The 1,018-nt window shown below is 51.7% G+C and carries 2 tRNA genes and 2 rRNA genes; all 4 read left to right on the top strand.

The window, feature by feature from the left end:
* Nucleotides 1-135, top strand: a 16S ribosomal RNA gene (locus tag HHL24_RS43520); the annotation flags it as partial.
* Nucleotides 136-199: 64 nt separating this feature from the next.
* Nucleotides 200-276: transfer RNA gene (locus HHL24_RS43515), tRNA-Ile, on the top strand.
* Nucleotides 277-351: 75 nt separating this feature from the next.
* Nucleotides 352-427, top strand: a tRNA-Ala gene (locus tag HHL24_RS43510).
* A gap of 324 nt (nt 428-751) precedes the next feature.
* A 23S ribosomal RNA gene (locus tag HHL24_RS43505) occupies nt 752-1,018 on the top strand; the annotation flags it as partial.

Genomic DNA, 1,018 nt, shown 5'->3' with positions numbered 1-1,018 from the left:
ACACCATGGGAGTGGGTTTTACCAGAAGTGGCTAGTCTAACCGCAAGGAGGACGGTCACCACGGTAGGATTCATGACTGGGGTGAAGTCGTAACAAGGTAGCCGTATCGGAAGGTGCGGCTGGATCACCTCCTTTCTCGAGCTAACGTGTCAATGCGTTGAGCGCTCACGCTTATCGGCTGTGAACAAGACAGACTCAGGGGTCTGTAGCTCAGTTGGTTAGAGCACCGTCTTGATAAGGCGGGGGTCGATGGTTCGAATCCATCCAGACCCACCACTGTTTCTGCGGTGGCTGCGCTAGTGACTGAAACCCCTGGGGCATCAATACGGATAGCAATATCTGTGTGTGACTGGGGGATTAGCTCAGCTGGGAGAGCACCTGCTTTGCAAGCAGGGGGTCGTCGGTTCGATCCCGTCATCCTCCACCAATCTTCAATGCGCAGCGTTCTGCTGAAGTAGAAAGCAGAGTGTTTTGCATTGGCGATTGAGCCAGTCAGAGTGATACGCGGTTATAGCAACTGCGATATCGGCTGTCGTTCTTTAACAATCAGGAAGAAGTAGTAAAGAGATTCACGAAAGCATACTTAGAGATGGGTGTGTGAGTAGGTGAATCAGGGTTGTGATTGTATCAATGTATGAAAAGGTGATCGAAAGATTGCCTTGGAATACGGCGCAACACGAATACTCAACCTGTAGCGATGTGAGGAGCGTTGCATTCCCAGTGAATGCGACACGAGACACACCCGTTATAGGGTCAAGCGAACAAGTGCATGTGGTGGATGCCTTGGCGATCACAGGCGATGAAGGACGCGGTAGCCTGCGAAAAGCGACGGGGAGCTGGCAAACGAGCTTTGATCCGTCGATGTCCGAATGGGGAAACCCACCTCTTTTGAGGTATCCGTGACTGAATACATAGGTCACGAGAAGCGAACGCGGTGAACTGAAACATCTAAGTAACCGCAGGAAAAGAAATCAACCGAGATTCCCAGAGTAGTGGCGAGCGAAATGGGACCAGCCTG

It is taken from the genome of Paraburkholderia polaris (assembly GCF_012927345.1).
In the GTDB taxonomy this organism is placed as follows: domain Bacteria; phylum Pseudomonadota; class Gammaproteobacteria; order Burkholderiales; family Burkholderiaceae; genus Paraburkholderia; species Paraburkholderia polaris.
This window is presented reverse-complemented; position numbering and strand designations above follow the sequence as displayed.